5 protein-coding genes are annotated in these 3,611 nt (G+C 60.6%); 4 read left to right on the forward strand and 1 reads right to left on the reverse strand.

Features of this window, described 5'->3' with window-relative positions; translation table 11 throughout:
- The 4 genes from GRX31_RS30220 to GRX31_RS30235 form a co-directional block, all read left to right on the forward strand.
- Positions 1–197, forward strand: a 197-nt coding sequence (locus tag GRX31_RS30220; protein WP_272918464.1) for a flagellin, incomplete at its 5' end; no start/stop codon positions are given.
- A gap of 312 nt (positions 198–509) precedes the next feature.
- Positions 510–1,886 (forward strand): flagellar filament capping protein FliD, encoded by a 1,377-nt coding sequence (fliD, locus tag GRX31_RS30225; RefSeq protein WP_047219518.1) that lies wholly within the window; start codon positions 510–512, stop codon positions 1,884–1,886.
- A 67-nt stretch (positions 1,887–1,953) separates the two neighbouring features.
- Positions 1,954–2,367 (forward strand): flagellar export chaperone FliS, encoded by a 414-nt coding sequence (gene fliS / locus GRX31_RS30230; protein WP_047219519.1) that lies wholly within the window; start codon positions 1,954–1,956, stop codon positions 2,365–2,367.
- A 12-nt stretch (positions 2,368–2,379) separates the two neighbouring features.
- Entirely contained in the window at positions 2,380–2,679 is a 300-nt protein-coding gene (locus GRX31_RS30235) for a flagellar protein FliT (protein WP_047219520.1), read from the forward strand.
- Positions 2,680–2,835: 156 nt separating this feature from the next.
- Here GRX31_RS30235 and GRX31_RS30240 read toward each other — a convergent pair.
- Positions 2,836–3,611, reverse strand: a 776-nt coding sequence (locus tag GRX31_RS30240) for an HDOD domain-containing protein (protein WP_160856239.1), incomplete at its 5' end; no start/stop codon positions are given.

A 3,611-nucleotide genomic window follows, 5' to 3' on the forward strand; every position in this document is an offset into this window, starting at 1 on the left:
CCCGCTTCGAGAAGGCTGTGGAGAACATCGACATCCAGAACGAAAACATTTCCGCAGCGCGCAGCCGGATCACGGATGCCGACTTTGCCAAGGAAACGGCGAACCTGAGCCGTACGCAGATCCTGCAGCAGGCTGGTACGGCGATGGTGGCCCAGGCCAACCAGCTGCCCCAGCAGGTGCTGAGCCTGCTGCGTTGATGGAGGAGCTTGCTGGCGCCGTCTCGATGAGGGCCAGCGCTGGCAAGCTTGGATGAGTTTGCTTTTTGATGGCAGCCCTGCTCGCGCATGGCTGCCTTTTTTCCTTTTGCGGGCGAAATACGAAAAAGCGCTCAAGTTTTCGCTGATCCTGCCGTCAAGCAGGCATGGGTCCCGGAGACCGTGCCCAGCACAAAGCGCATGCTGGCAAGGTCTCGTGCCGCTTTTCGGGCTTTTGACGTTCCAGCCTTCGTTCAGAATCGGCGGTATTCATTGGCATGGGCTTGTCCGTCCTGTGCCGTCAAGGAGCATGAAATGGCTATTTCCTCTATTGGTATCGGCAGCGGCCTGAAGGTCACGGAAATCATCTCCCAGATGGTTGATCTTGCGAAGAAGCCGTTGGATGGCCTGCAGACCAAGGCCAAGACCATCGATGCCCAGATATCGACCTATTCCAAGATCAAGTCGCTGACCAGCACACTGGCCGATGCTGCTGCCAAGCTGACACGTGACAGCGGCTGGAACGCAATGACCGTGAAGTCCAGCAACACGGCTGTATCCATGACGGTGACAGGCATCACCAGCCCCTCGGTTTACGATATCGGCGTCGGCCAGCTGTCGCGCGCTCAGACGTCCGTAAGTGACGCACGTGTGGTTGACTCCAAGCTGGGAACGGCGGGAACATTGACCATCGCCCAAGGCACGAAATCCTGGGGAATCGACTATACGGCCAGCGATACTTTGACGACGCTGGCTGCGAAAATCAACGACAAGGGTGCCGGCGTAAAGGCTGCGGTGATGCGCGATGCCTCCGGCAATGAGCGCCTGATGCTGACGTCCAAAGAGACCGGTGAGAAATCCGCTTTTACGACGACGGGACTGAATTTCACCATACCACCCGGACAGTCGGCCCAGAACGCCAAGATCACCATCAATGGGGTGGAACAGGTGTCTGAGACCGACAACTTCGACAACATACTGCCCGGGCTGAAGATTTCTGTGAACGAAATCACTACGGCAGGCAAGGATGCGCGCGTCTCGATCGCCAGCGACAAGGAAGCGATCAAGAAGAATCTGCAGGAATTCATTGATGCCTACAACGCGGTCAACGAATTGCTGTCCAGTTCCACCAAGAGCATGCGATCCGTGGATGGCAAGGTCACGGCCTCGACCAATCCCGACAACGAAAGCGAGGGCGTGCTCCAGGCTGACTCGTCGACGGTGAACCTGCAGAACGCCTTGCGCTCTCTGACGACAGGAACGGCCTCCAACGCGTCTGGCGCGTTCACCCGACTGGCTCAGGTGGGCATTCAGATGCAGCAAGGTGGTGCGCTGAAGATTACCGATACGACCAAGTTGGACAAGGCTCTGGAGTCGCCTGATGCCATCAAATCGCTTTTCGCCGCCAAATCCTCCAGCGACGGCACGGGCGGTGGCATCGCTGTGAATTTCAAGAAATTCACTGACGAGCTGCTGTCCTACGACGGCACACTCAACAGCAAGAGCGACTCGCTGAAAAAGAGATCGACAGCAAACCTGGATGAACAGAAAAAGGTCAACCAGAACGCTGCCACTCTGGAGGCACGGATGACGCGTCAGTACACGGCGCTGGACAAGCAGATGGCATCCATCTCCGCGCTGAGCACCTACATGACTCAGCAGGTTGCCAGCTGGAACAAGAGCTCCTCCTAAAAAAAACATTTGATATTGGAGACCGGCTGTCGATATACAAGGCAAGCCGTTGATAAGGATGTCCCCTATGTATACCCCTGCTTTTTCCCGTGCCGCGAGCGCCTACCGGCAGGTCGGTGCGCAGTCTGGCGTGGAGAGTGCTTCACCCCACCGACTCATCCAGATGCTGTTCGAGGGCCTGTTGCAAAACCTCAATGCAGCGCGGGGTTCGATTCTGCGCGGAGAGGTCGAGGCCAAGGGCACCCAGCTGGGGCGTGCCATCCGGATTCTGGAAGAGGGTCTCAAAGGCGGTCTCAATCGTGAGCAAGGCGGTGAGTTGGCGATGAACCTGGGCGCCCTGTACGACTATTGCATCCAGCGTCTCACCCATGCCAACGTGCGCAACGATGCGGAGGCCGTGCAGGAGGTCGTGGCCTTGGTCGAGCCGGTTGCCCAGGGCTGGCAGGCCATTGCCACTTCGCCGGAAGCGGCTGCACAGTAACGCCATGCGTTTATGGAGCACACATTGATCGATTTCTATCGCGCCATAGAAGACAGCAGCGCCAAGATGCTGCAGGCGGCCCAGAACAAAGACTGGGAGGGAGTAGCGCGTTACGAAGGCACTTGCGCAGTCTTGATCGAGCAACTGCGCATCAAGGCCCATGACGAGCCGCTGGCGCCTGAGCAACGCAAGGAGAAGGCCCGCATCATGCAGCGCATCCTGCGCAACGATGCCCAGATCCGCACGCTGGCCGAGCCCTGGCTGGCACAGTTCGAACACATGTTCGACGGTCAGCCCCACGCCATGCATTGAGCCATGGCCTGACGGCGGCAACTGCATCTGCAGCTTCCTGCCGGACATGAAAAAACCGCCTGAGATCCAGGTGGTTTTTTCATGGGTGGAATCTGCGGATGGCAGCGGCCGCAGATCAGGCCGCAGGTTCGGCCGCTGTGGGTCGCCGTATATCGATCAGGCCGCCGGCGCGGGCTGCACCTGCAGTTCGCTGAGCATGCGCAGCAGGTTGCGGTTGACGTCCTCGATCTCGAAGTCGTTGTCTTCGCGCAGCTGGCGAATCGGTGCGGGATCGTCGGATTCCAGCGCAATGGCCATCATCAGGGCCGGCGCGTAGGGGCCGGTGCGCGTCACGGCCGCGTCGAAGACGCGTTCGGACAGCGGTACGCGGCGCAGCACGGTGGGCAGGGGCTCGCCCAGCAATTGGTCCAGCTGCGAGAACAGGCCCAGCAGATAGACCTCGCGCTGCAGGTCGTGGCTGATGCCGGCTTCGATCAGGCGTTCGGTCAGGCTGGCGCGCAGCCGGATGGCGGTGCGCACGGGTATCAGGTTGGGCTCGGTGCAGGCGTGGGGCAGCTGGTCCGACAGCCAGCGCTGCAGCGTGCCGTAGCCCAGCATCACCAGGCCGCGGCGCAGCGAGTCCACATTGCCCCGCAGGCCCAGGGCCGCGGAGTTGGTGTAGAGCATGAAGCGATAGGCCAGGATGGGGTCCTCGCCCAGGATCTGCTCGAAGGCTTCCAGCGATTGCTCGGCATCGACGGCACGCATCAGCGCAAGCACGGTGTCGCGGCTGGGCAGGGCGGGGTGATGGCGCTGGGCATGCAATGCATCGGCCACGGGCCAGCCGGCGATGGCGCCCGCATGGAAGCTGTCCAGGCACAGATCGGCCAGGGCCAGGCTTTCCAGCCCTTCATACATCTGGCCGCCCAGCAGCTGCAGGGGGGGCAGGGTGG

This window comes from Delftia sp. CH05 (genome assembly GCF_009827015.1).
GTDB lineage: Bacteria > Pseudomonadota > Gammaproteobacteria > Burkholderiales > Burkholderiaceae_C > Comamonas > Comamonas tsuruhatensis.